Source organism: Desulfotignum phosphitoxidans DSM 13687 (assembly GCF_000350545.1).
GTDB lineage: Bacteria > Desulfobacterota > Desulfobacteria > Desulfobacterales > Desulfobacteraceae > Desulfotignum > Desulfotignum phosphitoxidans.
The window spans coordinates 956369-982747 of sequence record NZ_APJX01000001.1 but is presented as its reverse complement, the minus strand read 5'-3'; the positions used below and the strand labels follow the sequence as shown (position 1 = coordinate 982747).

Annotated in this window: 33 protein-coding genes and 2 pseudogenes; 21 read left to right on the top strand and 14 right to left on the bottom strand. The window is 45.2% G+C overall.

The window, feature by feature from the left end:
* Positions 1–542 (top strand): annotated as a pseudogene (locus tag DPO_RS04535) (IS1634 family transposase); the annotation flags it as partial.
* Here the strand turns inward: DPO_RS04535 and DPO_RS04530 are convergent.
* Positions 489–1847 (bottom strand): DNA methyltransferase, encoded by a 1359-nt coding sequence (locus DPO_RS04530; protein ID WP_006964536.1) that lies wholly within the window; start codon positions 1845–1847, stop codon positions 489–491. The pseudogene DPO_RS04535 and the gene DPO_RS04530 sit on opposite strands and share 54 nt — an antisense overlap.
* Before the next feature lie 298 nt (positions 1848–2145).
* On the opposite strand from DPO_RS04530, the gene DPO_RS26430 reads away from it, so the two are divergent.
* Positions 2146–2268: a hypothetical protein gene (locus DPO_RS26430; RefSeq protein WP_268870620.1), complete on the top strand. Its 123-nt coding sequence runs from the start codon at positions 2146–2148 to the stop codon at positions 2266–2268.
* Here DPO_RS26430 and DPO_RS04525 read toward each other — a convergent pair.
* From DPO_RS04525 to DPO_RS25655, 6 genes are all read right to left on the bottom strand, one after another.
* Positions 2265–2573, bottom strand: coding sequence for a nucleotidyltransferase domain-containing protein (locus tag DPO_RS04525; protein ID WP_006964535.1), 309 nt, complete (start codon positions 2571–2573; stop codon positions 2265–2267). The two genes, DPO_RS26430 and DPO_RS04525, sit on opposite strands and share 4 nt — an antisense overlap.
* The gene (locus tag DPO_RS04520; RefSeq protein WP_040011574.1) at positions 2546–2938 is read right to left on the bottom strand and encodes a HEPN domain-containing protein; all 393 of its coding nucleotides are present in this window, start codon (positions 2936–2938) and stop codon (positions 2546–2548) included. Before DPO_RS04520 ends, DPO_RS04525 begins: the two co-directional genes overlap by 28 nt.
* Positions 2939–3112: 174 nt before the next feature.
* Complete coding sequence (locus DPO_RS04515; RefSeq protein WP_006964533.1) at positions 3113–3322, bottom strand: hypothetical protein; 210 nt, start codon at positions 3320–3322, stop codon at positions 3113–3115.
* A 74-nt stretch (positions 3323–3396) separates the two neighbouring features.
* The gene (locus tag DPO_RS04510; RefSeq protein ID WP_006964532.1) at positions 3397–3615 is read right to left on the bottom strand and encodes an addiction module protein; all 219 of its coding nucleotides are present in this window, start codon (positions 3613–3615) and stop codon (positions 3397–3399) included.
* A gap of 158 nt (positions 3616–3773) precedes the next feature.
* A complete protein-coding gene (locus DPO_RS04505) occupies positions 3774–4079 on the bottom strand; it encodes a helix-turn-helix domain-containing protein (protein WP_006964531.1) in 306 nt (101 codons plus the stop codon).
* Positions 4076–4252, bottom strand: a complete 177-nt coding sequence (locus tag DPO_RS25655; protein ID WP_201765593.1) for a type II toxin-antitoxin system RelE/ParE family toxin — start codon at positions 4250–4252, stop codon at positions 4076–4078. The genes DPO_RS04505 and DPO_RS25655 overlap by 4 nt, the downstream gene beginning before the upstream one ends.
* 202 nt (positions 4253–4454) lie before the next feature.
* Between DPO_RS25655 and DPO_RS26845 the strand changes: the two genes are divergently transcribed.
* The 3 genes from DPO_RS26845 (at position 4455) to DPO_RS04495 (ending at position 5470) form a co-directional block, all read left to right on the top strand.
* A complete protein-coding gene (locus tag DPO_RS26845; RefSeq protein ID WP_456072975.1) occupies positions 4455–4643 on the top strand; it encodes a WYL domain-containing protein in 189 nt (62 codons plus the stop codon).
* Positions 4644–4778: 135 nt separating this feature from the next.
* Complete coding sequence (locus tag DPO_RS04500; protein ID WP_006964529.1) at positions 4779–5153, top strand: type II toxin-antitoxin system RelE/ParE family toxin; 375 nt, start codon at positions 4779–4781, stop codon at positions 5151–5153.
* On the top strand, positions 5150–5470 hold the full coding sequence (locus DPO_RS04495; RefSeq protein WP_006964528.1) for a helix-turn-helix domain-containing protein: 321 nt from the start codon (positions 5150–5152) through the stop codon (positions 5468–5470). Before DPO_RS04500 ends, DPO_RS04495 begins: the two co-directional genes overlap by 4 nt.
* An 86-nt stretch (positions 5471–5556) precedes the next feature.
* On the opposite strand, the gene DPO_RS25990 is transcribed toward DPO_RS04495, so the two are convergent.
* Together DPO_RS25990 and DPO_RS04490 are read right to left on the bottom strand one after the other, a co-directional pair.
* On the bottom strand, positions 5557–5706 hold the full coding sequence (locus tag DPO_RS25990; RefSeq protein WP_236609888.1) for an NUDIX hydrolase: 150 nt from the start codon (positions 5704–5706) through the stop codon (positions 5557–5559).
* Entirely contained in the window at positions 5693–5980 is a 288-nt protein-coding gene (locus tag DPO_RS04490; RefSeq protein ID WP_006964526.1) for a HigA family addiction module antitoxin, read from the bottom strand. The genes DPO_RS25990 and DPO_RS04490 overlap by 14 nt, the downstream gene beginning before the upstream one ends.
* A gap of 171 nt (positions 5981–6151) precedes the next feature.
* On the opposite strand from DPO_RS04490, the gene DPO_RS26840 reads away from it, so the two are divergent.
* A complete protein-coding gene (locus DPO_RS26840) occupies positions 6152–6274 on the top strand; it encodes a WCX domain-containing protein (RefSeq protein ID WP_152427536.1) in 123 nt (40 codons plus the stop codon).
* Between the two features lie 284 nt (positions 6275–6558).
* Here DPO_RS26840 and DPO_RS25775 read toward each other — a convergent pair whose 3' ends face one another.
* The 4 genes from DPO_RS25775 to DPO_RS25105 form a co-directional block, all read right to left on the bottom strand.
* Entirely contained in the window at positions 6559–6702 is a 144-nt protein-coding gene (locus DPO_RS25775) for a hypothetical protein (RefSeq protein WP_201765592.1), read from the bottom strand.
* A 119-nt stretch (positions 6703–6821) separates the two neighbouring features.
* Positions 6822–7049, bottom strand: coding sequence for a hypothetical protein (locus tag DPO_RS04485; protein ID WP_006964525.1), 228 nt, complete (start codon positions 7047–7049; stop codon positions 6822–6824).
* Complete coding sequence (locus DPO_RS04480) at positions 7021–7314, bottom strand: BrnT family toxin (RefSeq protein WP_006964524.1); 294 nt, start codon at positions 7312–7314, stop codon at positions 7021–7023. The genes DPO_RS04485 and DPO_RS04480 overlap by 29 nt, the downstream gene beginning before the upstream one ends.
* Positions 7315–7378: 64 nt before the next feature.
* Positions 7379–7654, bottom strand: coding sequence for a hypothetical protein (locus DPO_RS25105; RefSeq protein ID WP_152427535.1), 276 nt, complete (start codon positions 7652–7654; stop codon positions 7379–7381).
* Between the two features lie 67 nt (positions 7655–7721).
* Between DPO_RS25105 and DPO_RS04475 the strand changes: the two genes are divergently transcribed.
* Both DPO_RS04475 and DPO_RS04470 read left to right on the top strand, forming a co-directional pair.
* Complete coding sequence (locus tag DPO_RS04475) at positions 7722–8969, top strand: ATP-binding protein (RefSeq protein WP_006964523.1); 1248 nt, start codon at positions 7722–7724, stop codon at positions 8967–8969.
* A 114-nt stretch (positions 8970–9083) separates the two neighbouring features.
* Entirely contained in the window at positions 9084–10112 is a 1029-nt protein-coding gene (locus DPO_RS04470) for a B12-binding domain-containing radical SAM protein (protein WP_006964522.1), read from the top strand.
* A gap of 42 nt (positions 10113–10154) precedes the next feature.
* Here DPO_RS04470 and DPO_RS04465 read toward each other — a convergent pair whose 3' ends face one another.
* On the bottom strand, positions 10155–11663 hold the full coding sequence (locus DPO_RS04465) for a putative bifunctional diguanylate cyclase/phosphodiesterase (protein ID WP_006964521.1): 1509 nt from the start codon (positions 11661–11663) through the stop codon (positions 10155–10157).
* Positions 11664–11717: 54 nt separating this feature from the next.
* Here DPO_RS04465 and DPO_RS24440 point away from each other — a divergent pair.
* The 13 genes and pseudogenes from DPO_RS24440 to DPO_RS04395 all read left to right on the top strand — a co-directional run bounded on the left by DPO_RS24440 (position 11718) and on the right by DPO_RS04395 (position 26355).
* Positions 11718–12837, top strand: a protein-coding gene (locus DPO_RS24440; protein WP_407637398.1) for an IS3 family transposase whose coding sequence is annotated in 2 segments (ribosomal slippage) — positions 11718–11995 and positions 11994–12837 — 1122 coding nt in all. Because the reading frame shifts where the segments join, the coding sequence is not laid out codon by codon here.
* 344 nt (positions 12838–13181) lie between these two features.
* Positions 13182–13376, top strand: a complete 195-nt coding sequence (locus DPO_RS04450) for a hypothetical protein (protein ID WP_006964083.1) — start codon at positions 13182–13184, stop codon at positions 13374–13376.
* 98 nt (positions 13377–13474) lie between these two features.
* Positions 13475–14077, top strand: a pseudogene (locus DPO_RS04445) (IS1634 family transposase); the annotation flags it as partial.
* Between the two features lie 41 nt (positions 14078–14118).
* A complete protein-coding gene (locus DPO_RS04440) occupies positions 14119–14853 on the top strand; it encodes a TIR domain-containing protein (RefSeq protein WP_051069329.1) in 735 nt (244 codons plus the stop codon).
* Entirely contained in the window at positions 14854–15567 is a 714-nt protein-coding gene (locus DPO_RS04435) for an adenylate/guanylate cyclase domain-containing protein (RefSeq protein ID WP_006964516.1), read from the top strand.
* Between the two features lie 179 nt (positions 15568–15746).
* Positions 15747–17018 carry a hypothetical protein gene (locus tag DPO_RS04430; protein ID WP_006964515.1) on the top strand — a complete coding sequence of 424 codons (1272 nt, stop codon included), beginning with the start codon at positions 15747–15749 and terminating at the stop codon, positions 17016–17018.
* Between the two features lie 175 nt (positions 17019–17193).
* The gene (locus DPO_RS04425; RefSeq protein WP_006964514.1) at positions 17194–18972 is read left to right on the top strand and encodes a phosphorylase family protein; all 1779 of its coding nucleotides are present in this window, start codon (positions 17194–17196) and stop codon (positions 18970–18972) included.
* Positions 18973–18995: 23 nt separating this feature from the next.
* A complete protein-coding gene (locus DPO_RS04420; protein WP_006964513.1) occupies positions 18996–20315 on the top strand; it encodes a GTPase-associated system all-helical protein GASH in 1320 nt (439 codons plus the stop codon).
* Positions 20312–21283, top strand: a complete 972-nt coding sequence (locus DPO_RS26695) for a TRAFAC clade GTPase domain-containing protein (protein ID WP_006964512.1) — start codon at positions 20312–20314, stop codon at positions 21281–21283. The genes DPO_RS04420 and DPO_RS26695 overlap by 4 nt, the downstream gene beginning before the upstream one ends.
* Positions 21277–22119 (top strand): TRAFAC clade GTPase domain-containing protein, encoded by an 843-nt coding sequence (locus DPO_RS04410; protein WP_006964511.1) that lies wholly within the window; start codon positions 21277–21279, stop codon positions 22117–22119. The genes DPO_RS26695 and DPO_RS04410 overlap by 7 nt, the downstream gene beginning before the upstream one ends.
* Positions 22119–23984, top strand: a complete 1866-nt coding sequence (locus DPO_RS04405; RefSeq protein ID WP_006964510.1) for a GAP1-N1 domain-containing protein — start codon at positions 22119–22121, stop codon at positions 23982–23984. The genes DPO_RS04410 and DPO_RS04405 overlap by 1 nt, the downstream gene beginning before the upstream one ends.
* A gap of 155 nt (positions 23985–24139) precedes the next feature.
* Positions 24140–25333 carry a hypothetical protein gene (locus DPO_RS04400; RefSeq protein ID WP_160166891.1) on the top strand — a complete coding sequence of 398 codons (1194 nt, stop codon included), beginning with the start codon at positions 24140–24142 and terminating at the stop codon, positions 25331–25333.
* A 509-nt stretch (positions 25334–25842) separates the two neighbouring features.
* Entirely contained in the window at positions 25843–26355 is a 513-nt protein-coding gene (locus tag DPO_RS04395) for an effector-associated domain EAD1-containing protein (protein ID WP_152427534.1), read from the top strand.
* The last annotated feature ends 24 nt before the right edge of the window (positions 26356–26379 follow it).

Genomic DNA, 26379 nt, shown 5'->3' with positions numbered 1-26379 from the left:
CAAGTACCTGACCTGTTCCAAAAAGGGGCGTGGGGGGCAGCTTAAGGTGGGCTTCAATGATAAAGCCATTACCGAAGCAAAGAGGTACTTCGGTTATTTCGCTCTGGTCAGCAATCAGACTATGGACACATTTACAGCACTTGAAAACTATCGGTTGCGAGAAAAAATTGAAGAACTCTTTGCCGTGCAAAAAGGGAGACTCGACGGTGCGCGACCGCGCACATGGTACCCGGACAATCTGCGCGGAAGACAATTCACACAATTTATCTCGCTGGGCTATCATTGTTTCCTGATGAAAAAAATAAAGGAAGTACAGGCCAAGTTCGGGAAAAATGAATCCGGAAAAACCAAATCACTTATCAAGCTCGAAAAAAAACTTGGGAAACTGGCTTGCACAACGCTCTCTCGCTCAAATCCTGGATTGGTTCGATTGCATTGAAACCACAAAGGTACAGACTGCCATGGGCAGCTATCGATGGTCCACCGAATCAGTGGCCAGAGACAGACTGTTCTTGAAGTACTTGGGAGTGGTTACCGAATAGTGTACGCTTTAGCCGACTTTCAGGATAATAATCGACCAGTAAAATCGCCTGGCGCTGATTTTCTTTTTTTGCCGGGCAGTTCTGAAAATCCCGCCAGTCGGCATTGATAAACGCCAGCCGGGCGTCTTTTCTGGCGATCTGTTTTAAAAAACGCAAAAACCGCTCTAAAAAGGCGAGATACGCTGTTTTGGACAACCCGGAAATGCTTTTTTCTGCATACGCATCTGCTTTTTTATCAAAATAAGGGGGATCGCAGATGATCAGGGCCGGCTTTTCCCTGGTATTGAAAAACGGCCGGGTGTCCCATTCCTGTTCCGGATCCCAGAACCAGGGCTCGATCTCAGGCCTGGTCTCGGGCCGGTCATCCATGTCCAGGCTCCAGCATCTCCTGCCCATGGCCAGGCAGGTATCGGCACACACCCCGCCCCCGGCCATGGGATCCAGCACCAGATCACCTGGCTCTGAGAAAAAATACAGGATGTGCGCCACCAGCTGGGCCGGGATACGGCCGGGCCAGTCATCGCCAAACCGGGGGTCACATTCCATGAAATTCCACACATCCCAGGTCCGAATTCCCCATTGAAGTGCCTTGAACCGGTCAAAATCATCGGCTTTTACCAGGGCCTGTGACCAAACCAGAGATTGAGGCCAGCCGTGCTTTTGCGCCACTTGCGAGACAGTAAAACCCTTCGATAAATCCGTATTTACCCATTTGGTAAATTCTAACATTTTGGGTAAATACCGTGATATCGTCTGCTGGGGCACCCCCAGTCTTCTGGCAATCCGGTCCTGGGGAATTCCCAGTTGATGTAACCGGAAAATCTTGAGTTCAAGATCAAAAACAGCCGTGGCCCTTAAGTCCGCAATGTATGCGGAAACGGTCTGCCTGGTTCTGCCAATGGCCCGGCCGATTTCAGCAGCGGTCAGCCGGGGATTGCGTTGAAACGCACGGCGGGCCGTATTGCGTGTTTCAGATTCCGTCAGCTGTTTGGGCCCGATGGCCATTTGGGCCGCATACAGGATCGGTTCCATCTGGTCCAGGGTGATAATCACCACCTCGATGTGGGTGGCACCCGTTTTTTTATACGCGCCCCACCGGTGGCGCCCATCCAGGATCCGGTACCTGACCTTTGCCGGATTGCCGGGGTCCGGCCATACCTGTACCTCGATGGGGTCAAACTCAAACCCATCCCGGATATTTTCTTCAAAAACGGCAATGCGCCGGTGATCAATCGTTTCCCTGGGATAAATGGATTCATCCAGGACAACATCGGAAATCGGAATTTTTACAATAGCCTTTTCCATATCGCCTACAGCAGTCTGATTCTGATCCGGCCCGCCCCTTCCAGCATTTTTTCAGATACTTCCCATTCTAAGAGTTTCATGAACACTTCCTGGTTTCAGGTTACCCGGGCTCCCTGCATCTTTGGATTATGCGGGACACAGGCTATTTTCAATCATCTCTAATCGACGATATTGTAACGACCTGATTTTATGCCTTACTATCGATGCCGGGGAATGTCAATATAGGGGAAAACCTTTATCAGTTATAGGTAAAATCCCTTAGTTGCATAGCTAACAGATTGCCATAGCGATGAGAAAAATGTCTGATGCGCTTTTCACTGCCCCTGACGATTTTGAGATCGACGGCTATCTCCAGTCCAGCTTCGGGGTGTTCCATGGCAGAATGACCCGGGTGAAAATCTGGCTTTCGCCCCGGCGTTAAATGATCCTTATGCCGTTCTTCAGTATTTCATTGGCCAATGGATTAGAAATTTGAAAATCAGATTCTCTGAATGGGTGAGGTTCAATTCTCGTATCAAATTGTCTTCTCAGTTTCATTAATGTTACCTGCATATCAAACAGATCGGATAGATTTTTGAATACAATCGCCAAATCGATATCACTGTCTTCCCTGATACCGCCTTTGGCATAGGAACCGAAAATATAGGCTCTTGTCACATCCGGATTCATACTTTTAACAAATGTTATATATTTATTTGCTATTCTTGAAGCTTGTTGTTTATCCATGTTTTGAACTCCGAAATATTTTGAACCCATTCTTGTGTAAACGCATTCGTGCATTTATTATAAAATTCTTTTTTGTAGTCATCATATCGTCCACGAATATTGAAAGTCGATATGGTGTCCAGCATATCTTTCTGCTCATCATCCAGCACCAGATTTCCTTTTTCCGACAGCCGCACAAGGTCATGGATAAAAGGAGGATTACTCGAATTCGTTTTGATAAACCAGGCTTTCAACAATTTTTCCAGAACTAGGTGTCCAATGAATAAAGCCCAAGTGTTGTGACCTTTTTTACACAGATGAATCATCGCCTGAAAGTCATCTTCAGAACTTTCAATCCAGAATTTGATATGTATATCCATATTCATAAAATTATCATATGGCATGCGACTGAAAATGACAAACATATTTCTGACTCGTTGACAAAATCCTCTCTGATATCCTCGGAATCAGCCACCCTGAAATTTTGAAACAAATGCTGCATACCGGGACGGCTGTTCCTCGATGTGGGGTTTTTTGAAAGCCTCCCTGGAACCGCTTGATCAGGCATTCACCTTTTGCTGTGCTTTGATTTCACCAACTATATCTTTGACAGACATACCTTTAAACAGTTGATGCCGTTCTTCCGTATAATTACCAGCACCGGCTCGAAACTGATTCAAAAAACGGATTGTATCCACAATTCCAAGTTCCTTGATCAAAGTATTTGTAGCCCGCTGAGTTACCTCAGAAATTGGTTGAATTGTTTTCATTTGATGACCTCCGATATCAGATCATACCCGGGATGAAAGATACTCTGATGGTTTTTAAAATAGGACTTGAACCCTCACTTGAGTTGTTCTCTCACAGCTTTTTTGGCTTCCGCAATATCGAGAAAATGTGATCTCCCTTCAGAGATGCGCTTTTCTCGAGCGCGTAAAAAATCTCCATGCCAGGATGGAGAGGGTATATTCTCTGGTGTACCGGCAAGGTCTGCCCAAATTTCTTCGATCGCCTGTAGTTTGTCCTCGACGCTCATTTGTTCCAATGGAATGCTAAAGTGCATGATAATTCTCCAACTATGTTCAATTGATCAATCCCATCTGCTCGACAGTATTGCAGGCGGTTTCCAGCAGCCGGGGGGTTGCAATGAGTATGGCCAGGCTTCTGGCCCGGGACAGGGCCTGTTCATACGGAAACAGGTAATGCTCCCATATGGCTGCACTACATCAGTGCTTCTAATCCTTTACGCTCCATAATATCCAATAATTTCCTTGATGCACCGGCTGGTTTTTTAACTCCTTGTTCCCATTTTTTCACAGTGGACGGGCTTATGTTGAAAACGCTGGCTAAAGCCGCTTGGCTCAGTTTGAATTTTTTCCTGATACAGACGATTTTTTCGGGCGTATATTCCGGTACCTCAGAAATGCAGAGATTCTCGATGTTTCTCATCGTTATATCATCCACCAGCCCGATTTTTTCTAAATCTCTGACTGTACTCATAATGGATTCGGCTATGGATTCTCTCATAATGTCACCTCGATTAAGACGCCATTTTTTATGGCAAGTTCAATTTCTTTTCTCGAAAAACCAAGAAGTATCTTTGCAAATTCCTTGAATGCCTGCATTTCTTTTAAGGCCAAGGCGATTTCATCTTCAGGGATTTTGTGTTTGTCTGCCCATTTGGCAAAGTGTTTGGTCATTGCATGAATCATGTCTTAATATAGCACCAGGTGTCATAATATTCAATAATATTTTCAGCCCGCTTTCCAGGTTTTATAAAAAGGCAGGCCACCTTGCACTGACTTTATGCATTGTTTTTCAAAGACGTGAGATTAATTTACGTTTTTTTTATCTCACGTATTCACCGCCAATCCCTGTGTGCTCTGGCTTAATCCCTGATCGATGCGAAAACCGGCAGATCTGTCGCCGACATTGCAGACAGGCTATAGTGCCATACCCGGAAGGTTTACAGGGATCTTATTGTCCTCCCAACGCCGGGTGGCTCCCTATAATATCTGGTTTGCCGGCGACACCTTCTACATGACCGGCCTTTGTCACATGCGCCATGAGATCCGGATCAGGACTGCCTGAAACTCATGATGTCACCTGCCCTGCAACCATCAATAGGATACTGTGTGACCGGCAGATCCTCTTCGGCCAGTCCAGCTTAAAGATTTGTTCAGATACTGGGTTGAAAGATATAACACAAAGAGTTATACTTTTATCATGAAAAAACTATGTACAAAATGGTTTAAAAAATGGGCTGAAAAGGCACTAATAAAAAGATCCCATCTTATCGAAGCCATTGATAATATTGAAAAAGGACTATCAGTTGCCGATTTGGGCAATAACCTGTTCAAAATCCGTGTGAAACGAAGTGGGCAAGGAAAACGTTCTGGATTCAGAACAATAGTCGCTTACAGAAAAGAGGACAGAGCTATTTTCCTTTATGGATTTGGGAAAAATGAAAAATCAAATATTGAAAAGGCAGAACTACATTATTTAAAAAAATTGGGGAATGATTTACTTGCAATTGATGTCCAACAACTTGAAGGCTTTTTGGAAAAGCAAATATTGTTTGATCTGGAGGTGTTAAAATGAGAGATTCAATCAAAAAAGCAATTAGTGAAACCGTTCAAGATCTCATTGATTCAGGATTTACAACTTCTTTTACTGAAAAGGAGCTTAATTCATTGGGGGTTACAATCCCTGATGTGCATCTGACGACTTGCCAGATTAAAGAAATCAGAGAAACTTTAAATGTAAGCCAACCGGTTTTTGCAAAACTGTTAAATGTAAGCCCATCTTCCATCAGGCAATGGGAGCAAGGGAAAAGACAACCGACAGGTGCCACAAGAGTGCTTCTCGAATTATTAAAACAATCACCACATATTCTTGATTACAGACTCAACGCATAAGGCTCCCAGATTTTTTTCATCCACACATGGCACATGGAGCCGGGTGCGCAGGAGCGTGTCATAGATGCCGGGACCGGGGCGGGAATTCATGATGTCACCGGCCTCTGTCCTGGAAACCGGCAGTAGGATGCCGGGACCGGCAGATTCGCCTCAGCCCAGTCCAGGGCCGCCAGGTCTTCTTTCGGCAGCCAGGTGACAGCTGTGTGTTCGTGCAGGGAAGACTCATGCCGCTTCAATACGCTTCAAATTGCCAATATCAGCTGACTGTTTAGCTTTCCACAAATCATATTGGAGCTGAAGCTTGAGCCAGCCTTCGGGTGATCGGCCAAAGACTTTGGACAATCTCAATGCCATTTCCGGACTGATTCCCGCTCTCCCATTCAATAGCGCCGATAAAGTCTTTCTAGTAACACCCAGTGCTTTTGCCGCTTCCGTGATATTGATATTCAGCGGTTCAACACAAAATTCCCTTATGATTTCGCCTGGATGAGGCGGATTATACATAGCCATGTTTCTCCCTCCGGATGCGTATAGTCTTTTGAGCCCTTTATGTCTGAAATTCTGAATCATGCAGCCATATTGTAACCCGGAACGTATCAGGTGTCAAATCAAAAATTCTACTGTATCGATGGATAACATCTGGTTTGCCAGCGGCACCTTCTACATGACCGCCTTTGTCACATGCGCCATGATATCCGGATCTGGGTGCTCAGCTGGGGGAGCAAGGCCAGGGTGCTGGCACCAGAAAGCCTGAAAGAGATGATTACATCCGAGATTGAAGCGCTCAACCGGCTTTATGAGTGAAATGGATATTTAGCTAAAGGCCGCGACTGGAACCGGGCGTTCCTTGGCAAAACTTTGTCGATGCAGTTTTATCCGTTCTATCTCATGTTTTATATACTGCAAAGTCATGACGTAACTACAAGTTCGGATTGCTTCCCGCATTCGGTTCAAAATGCGGATTCCCATCACCCACCCCGCTTATTCTCCTCAAACATCTCCACCGGCATGGGATACCGCAGCTGTCACACCATCTTGATGGGTCTTTCACTCTCATGGCTGACATGATCGCCCGGCCCCCCACCATTTTATTTTAAAACCATCACATACCGGCTGGTGAACCCGAGGATCTTTTTTTTCTGCATGGCCGACACCACCCCGCCGTTAAACCGCTCCGAAGACATAGGCGCCTGGATGAGATGGGTCACGGTCCAGCCCGTGTTTTTGAACATCTCGTAATAATCGGTCAGTAAAATCGCCTGGCCCTGATCCTCTTTTTTCGCCGGGCAGTTCTGGAAATCCCGCCAGTCGGCGTTGAAATTGTTGTGAAAGCCGGACTGGATCTGCGTAGTTATTGATGTGCAGTATATTCGTCCAGCAGCCTGCGAATCATTTTTTGATATTGCGTATTATACTTTTGGGCCTCTTTTTTAAAAAAATCAACACTCGTTTTACTCAGCGAAATTGTAACCTTCACTGTTTCGTCTTTTAGCGCGAGTTCTTCTGGAGAAGGAAGAAAGTCGGCGACAACCTTCACCTTTCCTATAGGCTCATCCGTGTATTTGATTTTCTCTTTCATATATTTTCTTTCCTTTCCGCCAATACCCGGCGCCGAAAATTCTGATTTTATTTCTTCTGTATATAAACCGCACCGTCATTATCCCGCCGGAGATCCTGCCAAGGCAGTAGAACCTTTTTTCATCTTCACTGTGTTCAAGATCTTCAAGGATAACACGATCAGAATCCAGAAAAGCAAGTTGTGCCAGTGCAAAAGAAACACCATGTTTTTCTTGATTCTGCTTGTCTTTATTGGAATCCCATTCAAAATCAGATCGTTTAATCATATAATGATGTTAACTGCGGAAAGAAATCATGTCAATATAAAAATATGGCTTTTTATATGGCTTTTTAACAAATAACATCATCATTTTTTTCAATTGAAAGGTCATGACCGGCCTTTGTCACATGCGCCATGAGATCCGGATCTGGGTGCTCAGCTAGGCGCAGGCATGCAGGCCCTGGCTTGCTCATGGTTTTCTCTGCTGGATGGTGGTCCTGTTTTCCGCCACCGGCATATGAATCCATGCGGGCTTGACCCAGGCAAACACCAAGGTGCTGGTTGCCGGTCCGCGCCAGGCAGGATCTTGATAAATATAATCCAAATTTTAAGAGGTTATATTCCATATTACCCGCTTATATAATACAGATTACCCGTTGACACTTTCCGGATTATCAGATAGGGTATGTGATCATGAATAATACCAATTACCGATATCCCAGACAGGCTGAAGCCCGTGTCGTCGAGGGAATGTCAGATACCCCGGTAGTGCTGGTTGCCGGTCCGCGCCAGGCAGGCAAGACCACCCTGGTTTCACATATTGCCGGACAGGGAATGCGCTACCTGACCCTTGATGATGACGTCACCCTGCTTGCCGCCCGGGAAGATCCGGCTGGATTGATCCGCAGCCTTGATCGTGCCGTGATCGATGAAATCCAGCGGGCACCGGAACTTTTGCCGGCCATAAAAAAATCCGTGGATGAAGATCGCCGTTTCGGCCGTTTTCTGCTGACCGGTTCTGCCAATCTTATGGTGCTTCCAAAGGTAACCGAGTCGCTGGCCGGACGTATGGAAACGGTGATCCTGCTGCCGTTGTCACAAAGCGAAATACACCGGGAAACCACAAATTGGCTCGACAATGTGTTCGCCGGCCGGATTCCCGAAGCAGCCGTCCCGGTCGTCGGGGATGACATGGCTGAGATTGTTGTGAAAGGCGGATATCCGGAAGCCCTGGCACGTCAGACACCCAGGCGGCGAACCGCATGGTGCCGCCAGTATGTTGACGCCCTTATACAGCGGGATGTCAGAGATATTGCCGATATCGAAAAACAAGAGCAATTGCCCCGGTTCCTGTGCGCTCTGTCACAGATGGCGGGACAGCTGTGCAACTACACAAAACTGGGCGGACAGGTGGGACTGGACAGCAAAACCGCTGCAAAATACATGGGCGTGCTGGAGCATATGTTTCTGACAAAGCGGATCGAACCCTGGACAGATAACCGTTTCAGCCGGGTTGTAAAAACCCCCAAATTGCAGTTTATTGATTCAGGACTGCTGACAACTCTGGCGGGTTTCTCCGCCATATCCAGCCCCGGTGACCGGACCCGTTTCGGGCATTTTCTGGAAAGTTTTGTTTTCGGAGAGCTGCTAAAGCATGCCACAACAGCTGACAGTGATTATCACATATTTTACTACCGGGACCACGATAAGGTCGAGGTGGACTATGTGGTGGAAAATACCGCCGGGTTTCTGGCAGGTGTAGAGGTTAAAGCAGCCGCTACAGTAAAGGAAAACGACTTAAAAGGCATCCGACGTCTGGCAAAAGCCGCCGGCAGAAAGTGGCTTTGCGGCATTATTCTTTACGATGGCGACATCACACTGCCCCTTGGTAAAAACATCTGGGCCGCACCCCTGTCAAGTTTGTGGGGAAATGCACCATAACATCAACTGTCTTTGCCCATGCCGATATCCCGGCACCTCCTTTGGCTTGCAAAACTCCGGTATTGTGAATATGATATTTTTTTTGTTTTTAACAATTAAACTCAGGACTTTACCATGTTTTCACTTCCCTTTGAGCAGGGACCGATCCGGCCGGTGGACGAGGCTGATAGCCTTTTGATCCGCACCACCCGGGGATGCCCCTGGAACCGGTGTTCTTTCTGCTCCCTGTATGACACCATGAAATTTTCCATCCGCCCGGTGGCGGAGATCAAGCAGGACATATGGGCGGCAAAAGACTATTTCGGGGGCCATCCGTTTGACACCTGCTTTCTTCAGGACGGGGACAGTTTTGTCATGCGGACCAAAGACCTGATTGAAATCCTTGAAACCCTGAATAAAGCGTTTCCTTCCCTCAGACAGATCAGCTCATACGGCCGGGCCCAGACCATGGTGAAAAAATCCCCCCAGGCCATCAAAGAGATCTGCGATGCCGGCCTGAACAAATTATACTGCGGCATGGAATCCGGCTCCTTGGAGGTCCTGGAAAAAATCCGGAAAGGGATCACCCCGGAATCCATCATTAAGTCCGCCCGCATGGCCCGGCAGGCCGGGATGCACACCACCCAGTTCATCATCCTGGGCCTGGGGGGCACGGAACTGCCCGACACCCACGCCCTGGAGACAGCCCGGGTATTCAATGAGATCAACCCGGACCATATCCGGGTGCTGACCATCGGGATCAAGCCGGGCACGGACCTGGACCGGCAGATGACGCAGGGCGAATGGACACGGCCCTCGGAAGCGGCCATGATCGCTGAGCAGCGCCTGCTTTTGGAACATATCGACGGTATTGACAGCCATTATGCCAACCACCACAGCGTGGATCTGCTGCTGGAGATCCGGGGGCAGCTGCCCGGGGACCAACAGCGGCTGCTGGGCATCATGGACCGGTTTCTGTCCCTGTCTGAATCCAGGCAGATCAACTTCATTCTGGGCCGGCGCTTAGGCTATTACCGGACCCTGGATGACCAGGCCCGTGAACCGGACTTCCTGTTTGTTGAAAAACAGGTTCAAAAAGCCCTGGCATCCGGCCATGGGAGCCTTGAAGACATTTTTCACCATCTGCGGACACAGGTTATCTGATGGACGCTTGCGATGTCAAACAAATGTATTCCAGGACTTCGGTCACCCGGTTGTCCAGTTCAAGGTGAACTCCTCGGGCGGCATTGGTTTGTTTATGTAGAAACCCTGGAACTGGTCGCAGGAATGGGTTCTAAGAAGATCCGCCTGTTCCTTGGACTCCACGCCTTCTGCGACCACGGTGAAACCCAGGCTTCTGCCCAGATCAATAAGGGCCGTGGTCAAATTTTTGATTTCAGCGTGAGGAATCATATTCTGAATGAACGAGCCGTCGATTTTAAGGGTGTCAAGCGGGAACTCCCTTAATTTGGACAGTGATGAATACCCCGTACCGAAATCATCGATCGCTACGCGGACCCCCATCTGTTTCAACTCCTTGAGAATTCCGATCGTTCTGTCCATGTCGTGCATGAGAACGGACTCCGTGATTTCCAGTTCGAGCAGCTCGGGTGCCATTTGGCTTTCCTGCAGCGCGTCCCCGACGTCCTTTAAGAAATCTTCATCAAAGAACTGCCGCCTGGAGATGTTCACGGCCATACTCAATTTTGGAAATCCCTGGGCTTGCCATGCAAGGTTCTGACGGCAGGCGGTTTTGAACACCCAGCGCCCGATGGGAATGATGAGCCCGTTTTCTTCGGCCAGGGGGATAAACTGCATCGGCGGGATCAAACCGAGATCGGGATGCTGCCATCGCAGCAGCGCCTCTATGCCGGTCATGCGGCCCGTGGCCATGTCCTGCTTGCTCTGGTAAAAAAGGCGGAATTCATTGTTTTCCAGGGCGTTGCGCAGGCCCGATTCCAGGGAGAGTCGTTCCAGCGAGTCCGTGTTCAGCTTTTCGGAGTAGAACCGGAAGCTGTTTTTTCCTCCCTCTTTTGCGTGATACATGGCAATATCGGCATTTTTCATCAGTGTCTGTTCATCTTCACCATCGGCCGGAAACATGGCAATGCCGATACTGATTGTGATGCGAAACTCCTGTTCAGCAAGTGTAAAAGGCTTTGCCACGGCTGCCAGAATTTTTCCGGCAACCGTGGTCACCTGGGTTTCCTCAGTAATTTCGGGGAGCAGTATTATAAACTCGTCCCCTCCCAGCCGCGCAACCAGGTCACTTTCCCGCAGGGATTCCCCGAGCCGTCTGCCCATTTTCTTGAGTAAATCGTCGCCCGCCTCATGGCCGAGCGAGTCATTGATTTCCTTGAAGCGGTCAAGGTCGAGAAACATCAACGCCAGCTGTTTTTTATAACGGTGTGCGTGCTGTATTTGACGGTAAAGAAGCCGGCTGAACAGGGCCCGGTTCGGCAGACCCGTGAGATTGTCGTGATAGGCGAGATATTCGACGTTCCGCGCGTGTTCGGCCTGCGCTTCCATGACACGCGCGCGCGACTTCTGGAGCTGCCAGCTCAACCGGCCGAGCAGGGCCGCGATCACGGCCACCAGTATGCTGGCCATGGCGACGCGCCAGATGTAGCTGCGCTTGATCCGGTCGGCAGAGGCAAGTTGTTCTGTTTCTGAAAGGCCAACTATAATGGTCCCCAAAATTTGAACCACTTGCATAGAGACATTTCTGGTGTTAAACCAGGTTCAAATTGACTCGAAAAAAGGAGGTCCATGAAAAAAAGTTACAGCGGAAAATTTAAAACCAAAGTTGCCTTGGCAATGATACGGGAACAGGAAACTGTGGCAGAATTAGCCAGAAAATTTGAAATTCACCGTTCATTGCTCACCAGGTGGAAGAAGGAAGCCTTGGAGGGGCTGCCGGAAGTTTTTACCAATCATAAACAACGGAAGAAAAATGACGAAAAAGACCTGGTAAATCAATTGTATCAGCAGATCGGTCAGCTCAAAGTTGAAAATGACTGGTTAAAAAAAAAGGTTGATACAATCAATTCCTGAACGACGGCAATTAATTGACAAAAATCACCAGAAACTCAGTATTAACAGGCAGTGTGAGCTGCTGGAAGTTTCAAAAGGAGCGCTTTATTATACACCGAAGCCGATAGATCCATACACGCTTTGCCTGATGGATCTGATTGACCGCCAGCATACCAAGACACCTTTCTATGGCAACCGAAGGCTGGTGGCCTATTTGAACACACTCGGTTATAATGTGAACCGGAAACGTGTTCGGCGGTTGATGCAGCTGATGAGAATAGAGGCCATTTACCCTAAACCCCAACTATCAAGGAGGGACAAAACACATAAAATTTATCCATATTTATTGCGGGAAGTCAGAATAGAAAGGCCTGACCAGGTATGGTCTACTGATATCACGTATATTAAAATCGGAAATGGCTTTGTGTATTTAACGGCAGTCATGGACTGGTACAGCAGATACGTTTTGTCATGGAGACTGAGCAACACCCTTGAAAATTCATTCTGTGTTGAGGCCCTGGAGGAATCTTTGGTGATTTCACAACCCGAAATCTTCAACACTGACCAGGGCAGCCAATATACCGCAATCAATTTTTTAACGGTTTTGGAAAAACGAAACATCCTAATCAGCATGGATTCTAAAGGCCGGGCACTTGATAATGTCTTTGTAGAGCGGTTATGGCGTGCTGTCAAATATGAGGATGTCTATTTGAAAGACTATCAGACAATGAATGATGCCTACAGGTCTTTGAAAGCCTATATGAACTTCTATAACAATGAAAGGCTTCATCAGTCGCTGAAATACGGTGTACCAAGAGCATCTTACCCTAAAGCGTGCGCTACTGTGAGCCTTTAAAAAAAGGAGTTTTAGCCTGATTATAATGGGGGCCAGCCCCCAAACCCCCGGGATTTAACGCATTGTGGACCAAAGCATGTAGGGCAGGCTGGCATTTGCCGGCGCTGCCCCATGCTTCAGTCACCAGCCACGACGCTCGGGGTGCTTCCCAGCAGTTGCCCTATCCTCCGGGATGGTGGCGTGACAATACCACTGTAGGGAAAAATATCAAGACAACATTATTAAAAAAGGCGGTATTTTTTAACTGAAAAGGAGTATTTTTTTTGTAAAGCGTAACACACTTTTCTAAAGTATCCGATTGACAAGACTTTTAGAGCTTGCAAAAATAAATATGAGGTAATGAAATGCAGAGTAACCGTGGAGGATATAGAGGAAAACCAAAACAAAAGTTACCCCCGCATCTCAAGCGGGTTCATGTGAATGTTCGTATCCAAAGGTGGATGCTTGACCAATTAAAGGCAAAAGGAGAGCCTGGAATCATTCTGGAAGATATTTTGAAAAAGGCAGGTTTTAAATATTGTGAGGATCAGAAGGATTGATTTTTCGCTTGGGGGAAAAGTTTTTAATTCTCAGTATGCCCCCCCCATACTGTTTCTTGTCATCAGTAGGGGCATTTTTAGGTTGTAAATTCCAATGGTTTTTAAAATGCATGATTGAAAGGAGGCTGCAAACGATAAAAAAGGATGGAAATCCTACAACACAAATGGCTCAGAAATGTAGCTTAAAAAATGTTCAAATCGGTCTTGACATGGGGACCACTTCAGCCATTACCGAAGCAAAGAGGTACTTCGGTTATTTCGCTCTGGTCAGCAATCAGACTATGGACACATTTACAGCACTTGAAAACTATCGGTTGCGAGAAAAAATTGAAGAACTCTTTGCCGTGCAAAAAGGGAGACTCGACGGTGCGCGACCGCGCACATGGTACCCGGACAATCTGCGCGGAAGACAATTCACACAATTTATCTCGCTGGGCTATCATTGTTTCCTGATGAAAAAAATAAAGGAAGTACAGGCCAAGTTCGGGAAAAATGAATCCGGAAAAACCAAATCACTTATCAAGCTCGAAAAAAAATTGGGAAACTGGCTTGCACAACGCTCTCTCGCTCAAATCCTGGATTGGTTCGATTGCATTGAAACCACAAAGGTACAGACTGCCATGGGCAGCTATCGATGGTCCACCGAATCAGTGGCCAGAGACAGACTGTTCTTGAAGTACTTGGGAGTGGTTACCGAATAGTGTACGCTTTAGCCGACTTTCAGGGTAGTAATGATAATCATATGTTTTTTATTTTGACTGGAACAATCGATGTTTTAGTTAATCGACGAGTTATCGCTTCTCGCAAAGCCGGAGAGCATGTTGGTGAGATGGCCCTTATTGATCCTTCTTCTGCTCGGAGTGCCACCGTTAAAGCCAACGAAACGGTTGTAACTTGCTCTGTATCGGAAGCAAATTTCTCCAAATTAGCGCAGGCCTCACCTGAACTCTGGAGACGCCTCGCTATAGAGCTTGCCGACAGGCTTCGCCAAAGGAAAGCACATGTGATCCCACCCAATCACAGACCACATTTATTTATTGGTTCATCGGCAGAGTCTCTTCCTGTAGCGCGTGCAATCCAACTAGGCCTTGAACATGATAATGTAACGGTCAAAGTTTGGACTGATGGCGTCTTTGGAGCTTCCACTTTTACAATCGAAGCTCTTGAAAATGAAGTGCAAACTGCGGATTTCGGACTTATGGTCCTTGCGCCCGACGACAAGGTGCTCTCGCGTGCAGAAAAAGAAGATGCACCAAGGGACAATGTTATCTTCGAACTGGGAATGTGTATGGCAGCTCTCACTCATGATCGGACTTTTTTTGTACATCCCCGGAACATTTCCCTAAAAATACCAACAGATTTGCTCGGCCTCACGCCTCTAACTTATTGCCTTGGAGAGGATAATGACTTTGATGCTGCTCTCGGAACAGTTTGTGAACGTTTGAGAAGATTGATCTTCAAACTTGGGGTTAAATAAATGCCACTTATCAACGACCTCAAAAATGATGTTCAAGCTATAATTAACAAAACTTGGAACAAGAGAACGGGACAGGTAGTGCCTGCATCCAATGACGTCGCCCTTGCGGGAGGTGCAGTTGAGTTAGAAGCCACAATGCTCTATGCTGATTTAGCAAACTCTTCAAAAATGGCAAAGGAGCTCGATCGTCGAGTTGCTGCTAAAATTTTAAAAACATTTCTTGCCACTACGTCAAGATTAGTTCGTGCCCATAATGGCACGATAGTAAGTTTTGATGGAGACCGCGTACTTGGGGTATTTGTTGGTAATTCTAAAAATACAAGTGCAGCAAAATGTGCACTTAATATTAAATATGTAGTAAAAGAAATCATTCGCCCAAAATTTGAAGCGAAATATGAAACAGTGAAGAATGCATCCTTTTCTATCGAACATGGTTGTGGAGTAGACACAGGAACGGTTCTCACAGTTCGCGCTGGTGCTCGGGGAGACAATGATTTGATCTGGATTGGTCGCGCACCAAATCTGGCGGCCAAGCTAAGTGATCTTAGAGAGTCTCCTTATCACTCGTTCATAACGGCTTCAGTGTATAATAATATGCACGATTCGAGCAAATACGGTGGAGCGAATAACGAAAATATGTGGCAAAGCAGATCGTGGAACTTTCTTGGTGACCAAATTTCTGTTTATAGATCAAGTTGGCAGTGGAAGCCTTAAAAACATGCTAAAGGATTAAATCTAAAGTATTGAATGAAATAAATCTGATTTACATTCAACCCTTTAAGAATTATCAACAATCCAAATGAAGGCGGATAAACCGCTTATTTGGGAAGTTAAATAATCGTATTTTTATGATTTAAACAATATTGGCCCTTATTAATAGCATCTGATTAAAAATGGAAAATCTCATAAATCAAAATAATTATGAATGCTATTGGATATTGGTTGATATATTGAGTAGCAGGTTTCTAAAGGATACAGAAAACTCAAAATCAGAAGACTATTTAAAAGATTACTATGAAACAAGTAACAATATTGGCTTGGAGGTGTATACCAATTTTCAAAGTATAAAGCGTTCTGTGAAAATGGCTAAGGTTAATAATACAACCGATGTTTATTTTTCTGATAAATACATTCTTGTTGACGATTTTTGCGACACAAGCTTGGTATTGTCTATTGGAAAAATTAAACCGGACATTATGGATGAGATTTTTTCTGTCAAATTTCTTGATAGCCAGTTTTTATCAACATATAAGAAGAATCTTTGGTGGACGACTTGGAATGAAAACTATTTTGGTGAAAACATTAAAAGTATTTTTCAACCAAAAGACACTAACAAATCCTCAGACAGAATTATAACTCCGACACTTTATTACTTAAAACCATTGAGCGCTTCTTTAGATTATTCTAGTTTGGTTGAAGACGATTCGAAAATAGAAGAATTAATAGAACAGTTGCACTGTCATCCGACCCTTTGGGATATTTTTGAAGATACATTTATTATGAATTTGATCCATTCTCATCTTTTTACCGACATATTATTTTTAAATCTTAAAAACCCAATCACTAAAACAAGAAGTGTGGTGATCCCAAGGTCTTTATATGAAATTGCATTACAGTTGGCTTTTAGTTCGTGGCTTGATTTTCAGCAAAATAACCTTTCAAAAGTTTTGGTAAATAATTACAACATAGTAGACGTTGCGAAAGAATTTAAATTAAAGCAAATCAGTTCAATTTACGATAAGTTTTTGATTAATCAGGCACCTTTAGCAGAGACACAGAATATTTTAGACGAATATTTATTGGGTGTGGAAAAATTCCAGAGAAATTTTATCACTTTATTTAAATATGTACTTTTGCCAAAACTTCCGGAAAGAAGTGAGCAACATTTTTGGATTATTGGTGAATTTCATTGGCGAGTACTCAAACAGATAGAAAAAATAAAGCATCAACAAAAGCTTCTTGAAAAGAAAGCCAATGAAATATTGTCAATTTTTCGGGACAGAATGTTGTTGATATCGACAAAAATTAACTTAAAACTACAATATTCAATGATAATACTTACCGTAATTATTACCATACTTACATTGGTTTTAGTGCTGACAGACAATACACTCTCAGGAATAATCAGGGATTTTTTTGAAAAAGCTTTTATCAGGATACCATAACCTTTGCTTTCACGGCGACGGCAAAAAGCCGCCGCGCGTAAAGCACCAGTTAACACCAAAATCCATAAGGAGACGTAGCTGATTTGTTGATTTTAATGCGAGATAATCAACTAGTTAATCAGATCCCCGTCGTCATCCCTCGAGCAAATGAGAATTGGGAGGTTTAGAATTAAGTATGGAATCTATTTCTTCAATCGATCAAGTCTTGCCCGAAATCATGAAACTTGTGCAAGATCTGGCAAGCGCTGGTATACCACGAGGCCCAAGAGTGCATGAAGCTATTAGAAAGATATGGCAAACAGTTGATGAAACTAGGATGTATCTCGCTTCTATTCGGAGTGAAGATTTGAAATTTAACATACCAAATCCCAAATTGGTAACCCTATGGACAGAAGCATCATTAGCTATTGCCTCAATTGATGACGAACTTGCTCGACGACTACGAATGAAGGCGGAGTATTGGAGCGACCCTACAAATTGGACTTCAGAACAAGTGGTTAAGGTCAGAATCACGATTGATGAAGTTGCAGTAGAATCAAGAAGATTGGTTGATAATTTACCAGATTCTACAATACCCAATAAACCTCATATTCTGGATCCTGTCGGTCAACTCAAAATTCAAACATTGCAGCTTGATCCAATTGATATTCTACTATTATGTGCATTAAAAGATGAATTTGATGAGGTCCTTTCCGTTCGCGATGGGATTATTGCTCCAGGGTGGAGGATGGACACCGATAGCTCAGGGAGAATCATCGCAGATGCTCAGTTTGCTGCTAAAAATGGTGTCTCGATAAGCATACGTGCAACTTGGGCAGGCTACATGGGACGTGAACAAACCCAGGCGGTTGCCAGTAGCATAATTTGCAACACTCAAGTGAAATGTCTCGCAATGAGTGGCATATGTGCAGGCAGACGCGGTAAAGTTGAGTTGGGTGATGTCATCTTTGGAGAGCGACTATGGTCTTATGATTCTGGTAAATCAAGAGTGGAATCAGGACATGAAATTTTTGAATATGACATGCTCCAGTATCGACCTTCTGAATTATGGGTGCAACAGATGCAGGCTGTCAGTTTTGCGACAGCCCCCTCCTGGATGGGAGAGCGCCCACGACTTTCATATGAATGTCAGGAGAATTGGGTCTTGAAATGCTTGTTGAACGGAAATGATCCTAAGTTACAAGCGGATTTCGAAAATGAATGCCCGGGTTGGTCAGAAATCCTCAAGCGACTCACGCAAAAAGGATGGATTCAAAATCCGCTAACTCTAACTGACCAAGGAAAATCCTACATTGAAGATTTATGTGCTCATTTTCCGACACAGCTACCAAAGCCTGCAAATTTTCAAATCCATGTTGCGCCGATAGCTACAGGAGGCGCAGTAAAAGAGGATGATCAACTTTTTGTAAGGCTATCTGAGTCGATGAGAAAAGTATTGGGAGTAGAAATGGAGGCCAGTGGCTTAGCAGCTCTTGCCGAGGCTCATAAAATTCCGGCAATCATCGCCAAAGGCGTTTCAGATTTCGGTGATAAATTCAAGGATGACCGGTATCGCAAATTTGCCGCACGTGCATCTGCTGAAGCATTGATATTGCTCTTTCGCAATTCTAGTCATCTGTTACCATCTCAATATGAAATTCCTGTTCAAGTCGCGTATGCCTCGACAAGACCAGTCTACTCTTTTGGTGGGCAAACACTACCACTGGATTTGATTGAACTGCTTGCGGATAATTATCCTGAAACGTTGGAAGCCCGTGCCCTTTGGGAGCGCGCGGGGGGGAAGCGTAGAGATGTTGAAAGCATTTCGCGACCCGTCGATTTGTGGCAGAGGATTTGGATACGATGCGAGCAGGGCGCAATAGTTACACCGAAAGCGCTATTACAGGCAGTTCTTTCGGATTTTCCAAATAATAAAATCTTCCAAAAATATTTAAAACAATTCCATGCTCAATAATATCATAGGAATGGAGGCCATTGATGTCGGATCTACTGAAACGTCTCAACAAAGCAGGTCTTATCGAAAAATTGGATGGCAATGACGAGAGATTTGCCAAGATCGAATTGGCTGCAAACAAAGTAGCTGAGAAACTTAAAGAATCACCGCTCAATATGATCCGTGCCGTGCTGGCAGGGCTTGACCCAGACATTCCTTCCGATGATCCGGCAATTACGATAGCTGCGGACGCTTTATTCGAGGTCTGGACTTCGGTGCGCTCGGTTCATACCGATCCGCCGATCTTTCTTTATCGCGCAATTTTACTTGATGCATGTAATCAGGTCGCAGAAGGTTTACACGCTGTAGTGCTGTCGTACACCGCAACCGATACCCTTTCTTTGGTAGGCTTGGGGCGTGAGGAAGTCAGCGTTAGGTGTATACTGACAGAGTGGGCGAGAAAGACGGAGTTTGTTTCACTAATAGTTCCTGAGAACACCAAATCTAAACGTGCCCCTTCAACAAAGAAAATTGAACCGCTCGTTTTTGAAAAGGCAAAAGCTTTTAGAGTGAACAGTGATGCACTGTTAAATAAGGTTGCGGCAGCTTCAGGTCCAAATTATCGGGGCAATGCCGGTGAAAATCCTAATCCACACTGGACTAACCAGCCTCAAACTTGGTCTTGGGAATTTACTGATAGAATGACAGAACTTCTCGCCGACCAATTAGATTCAGCTATGGCTGAAATTGCAAAAAAACAAAATGAATTGATTTCGCAACTAGGACAACACGAAACGCACCAACTTGAGTCTGTAAAAGAGCTTTTAAGCGCTCAACGCAGTTGGTTGCAAGAAAATGTCAAACAAAGCGAAGAACAGAGGAAAGCGGATCATTTGAGATTAAACACACTCTGGTGGTGTGAAGCGCTTTACTCTTCATCTTTGACCTGCAGCTATAGAGAACTGCCGACCGTTCTCGCTGGGGTGGTAATGCCGTTTGATCTACTCAATGAGGTTCAGACACCGACCCCCGCTAGTGTGACTTATGCACTTTCTGAAACTGTCGCCAAATTACCTGAAGCCGAGTTTGTCAAGAACTATAATATTCTTGGTCTGCTCAATACCATTCAAGACAAATGCTCAGAATTGCCGGAAGCATGGTCACAAGCCCTATCATCGCCGCCAAAAGAAGGACGGTTAAGCATACGAGATATGGTAGTTGCTATTCTACAAGGGGAAAAGGACACTCAAAAACTCTTGCATCAAGCCAATATGGAGCCAGGCTTTTCAATTAGCCTTCCACGTCTTGCTCAGGCAATCTATCGTCAAGAGCAGGCTGTCAGGTTAGCTGGAGTTAAACAATGAATAGCAAATGTTCAAATCCTAACTGTTTTGTCCACGAAGGTGAGAGCTGTGTTGATGGCCATTTGAATTTGACTGATTGCAAGCATTTTCGCTCTGGGGGTACTGAATCAAAAACAAAAGCGGGCCCAACCACAATAATTGAGTCAGCTGCACGTGTCCCATGGTCTGGAGCAACGTTGGGGCTGGCGGACTTGATAACCTTGCTGCCCCGCAGTCGTTCCATTCTTGTAGGAGTGTTGGGTGCTCATGATGCAGGCAAAACTACTTTGTTATTGGGGAATTACTTGAATTGTCTCCGGGGCAGTTCAATTGCACAAGGGGAATTTTGTGGATCCTGGACTCTAGGAGCATGGGAAGCGTTAGCTGCTTGGTCGCGATTTGATGATGCGGCAAGAACGCCCCATTTTCCACCGCACACACCACGAGGCACAATTAGAGCCCCTGGGCTCTTGCATCTTGCACTTCGTCGTGCGGATCAATCCCTTCGCGATGTTTTGTTGGGAGATGCCCCAGGTGAATGGTTTACCCGATGGGCAGTCCATGATAATGCACCTGATGCAGAAGGTGCGCGATGGACAGTCGAGCATGCCGATACGTTTCTGGTAATGGCCGATTGTGATAGATTAAGCGGGCCAGATCGAGGTTCTGCCCGCGCAGATCTTCGCCAGTTGTTGGAACGATTGGGTGGGCATGTCGGCAAGCGACCAGTCGTCCTGGTTTGGACGAAGACAGACAAAAAGGCGTTGTCGGAGTTAACTCCTGGGATTCGGGATTCGATACAAAGGGCATTAAAAGAGTCAATTCCCCACGCCACTGAATCAGAAACGACGGTTTGCCGTCCCGAGTCGTTAACCGAAGCACTCTCTAGTGTTTTGGATTGCGCATGGACTCCGGCCAGATGCAGTCCTCTTTCTGAACCTGTATTACATCATCAGCCATTTTCGGCATTCAGAGGTAGAAAATGCTAACACCTGAGATTGTACTTCTTGGAGGACCAAATAGCGGAAAGACCCACTATGCGGGGCAGCTTTATGGCCGGTTGCAAAGAAATCCTGGGGCACTGAGTTTGCGTGGGGCTCCTGCTGATCTGTCGGCATTTCAGGAAGTTTTGAGATGCATAGAGAACGGCAATGCGGCTTCGCATACGCCACATAGCACTTGGACAGAGGTTTGCTTACCGTTGCAAGATAAGACCGGCAGAGCCATGGATTTAAACTGGCCTGATTACGGAGGTGAACAATTAACACAGGTACAGGCGACTCGCTCTGTTGATTTTCAATGGCACGAGAGACTATCAAAAGCGAATGGGTGGCTCCTCCTGATTCGCTTGAAAGCAGAGGTGATATTTCCTGTTGCTTTAGAAAAACTTACCGAGCACCCTCATTGTGGAGAGCAATCTGTAAACAGGGTAAGTACGTGGGACGCTAACGCCTATTGGGTAGAAAACCTCCAGATACTTCTTCATGTCGCAGGTCTGGGTACCGTGAAACCTCTGAAAAGACCTCGTCTAGCTGTTCTTCTCTCTTGCTATGATGAGTTGGGTGAATCAATAACTCAACCAGCGGAAGAGCTTGCTTGCAAACTCCCACTGGTCGCGTCATTTATTCGAAATAACTGGCATAAGGATGAAGTAAGTATATGGGGACTTTCTTCCCTCGGGCAGGAGCTAACTGGCAATAGCGGAGTAGACGTGTTTATTGATGAAGGTCCTGAACACCAAGGCTGGATTGTCATGCCAAAGGGTGATGAGAGGAACCAAGATTTAAGTTTGCCTCTCAAATGGTTATTGGATGGAATTACATAATGAATTATGTCCTTGCCACATACGGTGCCCTTGATAATTCACATAAGCTACTGAAATGTAATGAACCTCAAGTAAACCTTCCGCGAGAACTTGAAGGATTAACAGATCGGCCTCCTGGAGATATTTCACCTGGGGATATATGGTGGCCTTCGGTTGGTTGTGGTCCAGTTGACGATTGGTGGTGTATCTGGTGGACCACACCAGAATTGACGGCAACCCGTGCTGGGATGGTGCGGAGCGAAGTAGCGTTATGGCCACGTGAACAGGTAGGTCTTGTTGAAGATTTAAGTCAGGTATTAGCTGCTCTTTCAGGTAAAAAAACAATTACACTAGCTCCTCAAAATCATCTTGAAATAGTGGCAAATGCATTGTTGTGCACACAAGGTCGTCCTGTCATCATCTGTAATCCACTAGATATTTGGCCGGATATCATTGTCGGGATTTGGCGACAGCTCTGGCCTGCTGCCCGTATGGACTTTTCTGCTCGTCTTGCCCTCATTCCACCCCAAAGCGGCGCCACTACTAATTTCCCATGGATTATTGCTACGCCTTCATCCCGGGGGCAACAATGGCAACAGCCTTTTGTAAGAATTGATCTATCAAATCCTTATGTAAGTGTTCAGATAAGTCGAGCGGCAAAGTATATAGCTGGCCATCAAGACCCTATCCTTTCAGAAGTTCTTCAGAAAATTCCACCTAACGATTCTGATTTGATGCATCTCAAGCAAGCTGCTCGCGTCGCTGATAATATTGAACGGCTCAATATTGCAGGTGATTTCAGCGATGCTCTTGCTTTGCTAAGAACCCTAATTGTTATGGCGCCCACCAATACTAAGGGCGTTAAATATAAGAATGTTGCCCTTTCAAAACTGCTAACGCATCTGCCATCGCTGTCTTCAGACCAGGTCGAATTGCTTGCCAATATCGATTTATCAGCTGTGCCGGATTCAAAAATACTGGAAGATTCCCTGCGTAGTCGACTGGTTGATATTGTCCCAATATTGTCAACAGAAAAATCGATTCCATTTTTGACTAAATTAAAGCTGGATAAAGCTCAAGTTTGGTGGCAAACGAACGTAAAATCAGTTATTCAGCGCGGTTTTGATTCGCTTAATGAGATTTGGTTGCGTGCTGCTATCAGGTGGTTGGCAATCCCTGAGATAGAATCAGTTATTAACGACTTTGTCAAAAACGATAAAGATATTGAAAGCTCTTTGGTCAGAGCCGCTAATAGAGAACGATGGAGTGCGCCTCAACTCAACCAAATACTCAAACAAGCACAAAAACGGAAATGGTCAGTTCTACATGCATGGTGCTTGGTTTCCTCGAAGCTTTCTGTTGCCGACGCTTTCATAAAACAGCAGGCCTTTACTGGTGACGCATCCCCTGGTTTAGAGTACTTGATTCACAACCTCCCTTCTGATGCTGTGGTGAAAACGATCGTGAAGGGAGCCGACGCAGGCCTGTGCAGGTTAGCTGCACGACTTACCGTACAGCAACCAAGTTTGCTGAGGTTGATTGACGTATCGAAAGCCTCTAACAGGTTACTCTGGGCAACTCATATTCAATTGGGAGGAGAAGCTTGGCCTAAAACATTACAATCAGAGGATCACGGTAACAAACTGCTTGAGGTCGTAATCAGTGGAAAGAATTCATATAATTTGGTTGAAGCTGTTGGAGTCAACTTGGTACAGGTTGCAGTAGACAACCCGCGGCGTAAGGAGTTGTGGAGTAATTTAAGCGCAACCGAATTGAACAATTTGCTTCCGCTTGTGGCAAAACAATTAATTGCAGCAATTCTCGGTGAACCTAAAAATGCTGTAAAATCGGCTTTTCATGCATCAGATATTTTTTTTACTTCGTAATATTTTTTCCAATCTCACTGGCATTGCCTGAGGCATCACAAAGCCGTAATCTCCTTGACGGGAAATTTAAATATTTTATAACTAATTGAAATAATTGAAAATATAAACTAGACTTTTTTATCATTTTATGATAGCTTTATCCAAATGCACAATACTTGGGAGCTATCAGCTTGAATACTGGAACAAAACTTGGTTTTTCAAACCTCAGAAAGTCGGTCTCAGCCCGCGTCAATGAAATCGCTGAGATTGAGATGCGGCAGGTTGGAAAAATCAAGCATTCCATGCATGATGCCTGTCTGAGCGCCCTTGCCATGATGTATTTTCAAGATGCTTCAATGCTCGAATTTCAAAGACGTCTGCAGGAACAGACGCAAATGAATAATCTGCAGACGTTGTTTCAAGTTGAAACGATTCCCAAAGACAACCAATTAAGAGACATCATTGATGCCATACCTTCTCAAAAGCTGCTTCCAATTTTCAACGATTTTTTCCGACTGCTGCAACGGGGAAATCAGTTGCAACCTTTTCAATTTCTGGATGAGGGGTATCTCCTGCCCATTGATGGTACACAGTATTTCAGTTCAGAAACTATCAACTGCCCCTCATGTTTAACAAAGGGTTACAAAAATGGAACCATTAATTACTCCCATAAAGTTTTGGGCGCGTCTATTGTGCATCCAGAAAAAAAACAGGTGGTCCCGTTGGCACCGGAACCAATCAAAAACAGTGATGGTTCAAAAAAACAGGATTGTGAGATCAACGCCGGCAAGCGCTTTTTAAACCGGATTCGACAAGAGCATCCAAAACTGGAGATCGTGATTACAGCCGATGATCTGTATTCAAGGCAGCCGTTTATTGAGGCTCTCAATCAAAACAAAATGTCATATATTCTGATAGCAAAGCCCAGCAGCCATAAGGTTTTATTCGATCAACTCATAGAAAAAGAGGATCTGGACCAGGCTCACCTTTTGGAGTGGCAGGATAACGAGGGCGCCATTCATAGATATGAATGGATCAATGATATCAGGTTGAATGGAAACAAATCAGCACCGCTGGTCAATTTTTTTGAATACAGCATCATCCGGGATGGAGATAAAATCACCTATAAAAACAGCTGGGTCACTGATATCCGGGTCACTGGCAACAATGTGAAAAAGCTTGTCAAGGCAGGTCGGGCAAAATGGAAAATTGAAAACGAAAATTTCAATACCCTGAAAAATCTTGGTTATCATGCTGAGCACAACTATGGCCATGGAAAAAAGAACTTATCATTCAATTTTTTCCTGTTTACCCTGCTGGCTTTTTTTATGCATCAAATCATTGAACTCAAAGACCCTTTGTACAAATAGCCAGGGCCAAATTCAGTGCAAAAAAGAATTCTGGAACCAGTTGCGTTGTACAATCCGGGTCATAATATTCGAAAATTGGGAATCACTGCTTGGTTTTGTGATCTCCCCACCAACCGATATTCGTGCTCCATGAAAATTTGCTTCGCCCGGTCAACAAATGATTCTGATTCATCAAGGCCGTTTCAGGTCAATGGATCTCTATTGGCTTCTATCCGGTTTTCTTGACATTTTCCACAAACCTGATACATAAATGCCTGCGATTTGGGCTGAAAAATCCTAATTCTCAGCTGACATCGGACTGAATTTTGGTGGATTGACATTTTTCTGGGAATTTTAGACCTTCACCGAGAATTGCTGAATTAATTGAGCAAATCAATTCAAGGCAATCAATTATTCAACCTGAACCAGTATTGCTAAACAAGATTATCGAGCTTTTGCGGTCTGGTAGGCCTTCCATACGTGCAATATTAGCTCTTCTCACATGGGATGTACCCATTAGAGAGAATGAATTGATCGATTGGATGCATTACTTTTCACGTTTAGATTGGCAAAAGTATGGGACTCGAATCGGGCAGGTTCTTTTGGGGAAGAAGTGGGCCAATGCTGCGAAGAGGCTAAACGAGATCAGACGACGCACCCCGGAAGCTATACCTGCCTTGGAACTATGCAAGGAATTGCTTCCAATATGGGATCGAATACTTCTGGGATTTTCAATTCCTCAGAACACGGAAAGTAGCTTATCAGATTACAAGTCTGCGCTAATCGAGAGCGTCGCCGACATTGGCAGTGAGCTGGCCCCTGATAGCCTGGATGAGGTCTGGGAGCGAGCTGGTGGGAAACGAAAAGATCTTGAAAGCAAAGGAACGGTATTTTCTCGTTGGCAACATGCAGCAAGAGTAGCAGCTAATGGGGGTAAATGCAGTCTTTCTGATTTGATTGGAGTTTTAAAAAAGGACTATCCAAACAACCCACAGTTGCGTGAAATGGAGGAAGTGTTGAGTAAGTTAATAAGTCGAAAGTAGAGATACTTCCCAACGGGTGCTCAA

What these genes read in the sequence shown, in the direction of transcription:
- DPO_RS25105 (WP_152427535.1), bottom strand. Translation starts at nt 7,654, where the DNA reads ATGGAATATAACCTCTTAAAATTTGGATTATATTTATCAAGATCCTGC.
- DPO_RS26430 (WP_268870620.1), top strand. Translation starts at nt 2,146, where the DNA reads ATGTCTGATGCGCTTTTCACTGCCCCTGACGATTTTGAGATCGACGGC.
- DPO_RS04505 (WP_006964531.1), bottom strand. Translation starts at nt 4,079, where the DNA reads ATGAGAGAATCCATAGCCGAATCCATTATGAGTACAGTCAGAGATTTA.
- DPO_RS26695 (WP_006964512.1), top strand. Translation starts at nt 20,312, where the DNA reads ATGAATAGCAAATGTTCAAATCCTAACTGTTTTGTCCACGAAGGTGAG.
- DPO_RS04425 (WP_006964514.1), top strand. Translation starts at nt 17,194, where the DNA reads ATGGAATCTATTTCTTCAATCGATCAAGTCTTGCCCGAAATCATGAAA.
- DPO_RS04510 (WP_006964532.1), bottom strand. Translation starts at nt 3,615, where the DNA reads ATGCACTTTAGCATTCCATTGGAACAAATGAGCGTCGAGGACAAACTA.
- DPO_RS04420 (WP_006964513.1), top strand. Translation starts at nt 18,996, where the DNA reads ATGTCGGATCTACTGAAACGTCTCAACAAAGCAGGTCTTATCGAAAAA.
- DPO_RS04440 (WP_051069329.1), top strand. Translation starts at nt 14,119, where the DNA reads ATGTTTTTTATTTTGACTGGAACAATCGATGTTTTAGTTAATCGACGA.
- DPO_RS04525 (WP_006964535.1), bottom strand. Translation starts at nt 2,573, where the DNA reads ATGGATAAACAACAAGCTTCAAGAATAGCAAATAAATATATAACATTT.
- DPO_RS26840 (WP_152427536.1), top strand. Translation starts at nt 6,152, where the DNA reads ATGCGCCATGATATCCGGATCTGGGTGCTCAGCTGGGGGAGCAAGGCC.
- DPO_RS04520 (WP_040011574.1), bottom strand. Translation starts at nt 2,938, where the DNA reads ATGAATATGGATATACATATCAAATTCTGGATTGAAAGTTCTGAAGAT.
- DPO_RS04530 (WP_006964536.1), bottom strand. Translation starts at nt 1,847, where the DNA reads ATGGAAAAGGCTATTGTAAAAATTCCGATTTCCGATGTTGTCCTGGAT.
- DPO_RS04495 (WP_006964528.1), top strand. Translation starts at nt 5,150, where the DNA reads ATGAGAGATTCAATCAAAAAAGCAATTAGTGAAACCGTTCAAGATCTC.
- DPO_RS04410 (WP_006964511.1), top strand. Translation starts at nt 21,277, where the DNA reads ATGCTAACACCTGAGATTGTACTTCTTGGAGGACCAAATAGCGGAAAG.
- DPO_RS04430 (WP_006964515.1), top strand. Translation starts at nt 15,747, where the DNA reads ATGGAAAATCTCATAAATCAAAATAATTATGAATGCTATTGGATATTG.
- DPO_RS04470 (WP_006964522.1), top strand. Translation starts at nt 9,084, where the DNA reads ATGTTTTCACTTCCCTTTGAGCAGGGACCGATCCGGCCGGTGGACGAG.
- DPO_RS04450 (WP_006964083.1), top strand. Translation starts at nt 13,182, where the DNA reads ATGCAGAGTAACCGTGGAGGATATAGAGGAAAACCAAAACAAAAGTTA.
- DPO_RS04490 (WP_006964526.1), bottom strand. Translation starts at nt 5,980, where the DNA reads ATGGCTATGTATAATCCGCCTCATCCAGGCGAAATCATAAGGGAATTT.
- DPO_RS25775 (WP_201765592.1), bottom strand. Translation starts at nt 6,702, where the DNA reads ATGTTCAAAAACACGGGCTGGACCGTGACCCATCTCATCCAGGCGCCT.
- DPO_RS26845 (WP_456072975.1), top strand. Translation starts at nt 4,455, where the DNA reads ATGCGAAAACCGGCAGATCTGTCGCCGACATTGCAGACAGGCTATAGT.
- DPO_RS04485 (WP_006964525.1), bottom strand. Translation starts at nt 7,049, where the DNA reads ATGAAAGAGAAAATCAAATACACGGATGAGCCTATAGGAAAGGTGAAG.
- DPO_RS04465 (WP_006964521.1), bottom strand. Translation starts at nt 11,663, where the DNA reads ATGCAAGTGGTTCAAATTTTGGGGACCATTATAGTTGGCCTTTCAGAA.
- DPO_RS04405 (WP_006964510.1), top strand. Translation starts at nt 22,119, where the DNA reads ATGAATTATGTCCTTGCCACATACGGTGCCCTTGATAATTCACATAAG.
- DPO_RS04515 (WP_006964533.1), bottom strand. Translation starts at nt 3,322, where the DNA reads ATGAAAACAATTCAACCAATTTCTGAGGTAACTCAGCGGGCTACAAAT.
- DPO_RS04480 (WP_006964524.1), bottom strand. Translation starts at nt 7,314, where the DNA reads ATGATTAAACGATCTGATTTTGAATGGGATTCCAATAAAGACAAGCAG.
- DPO_RS04435 (WP_006964516.1), top strand. Translation starts at nt 14,854, where the DNA reads ATGCCACTTATCAACGACCTCAAAAATGATGTTCAAGCTATAATTAAC.
- DPO_RS04500 (WP_006964529.1), top strand. Translation starts at nt 4,779, where the DNA reads ATGAAAAAACTATGTACAAAATGGTTTAAAAAATGGGCTGAAAAGGCA.
- DPO_RS04475 (WP_006964523.1), top strand. Translation starts at nt 7,722, where the DNA reads ATGAATAATACCAATTACCGATATCCCAGACAGGCTGAAGCCCGTGTC.
- DPO_RS25655 (WP_201765593.1), bottom strand. Translation starts at nt 4,252, where the DNA reads ATGACCAAACACTTTGCCAAATGGGCAGACAAACACAAAATCCCTGAA.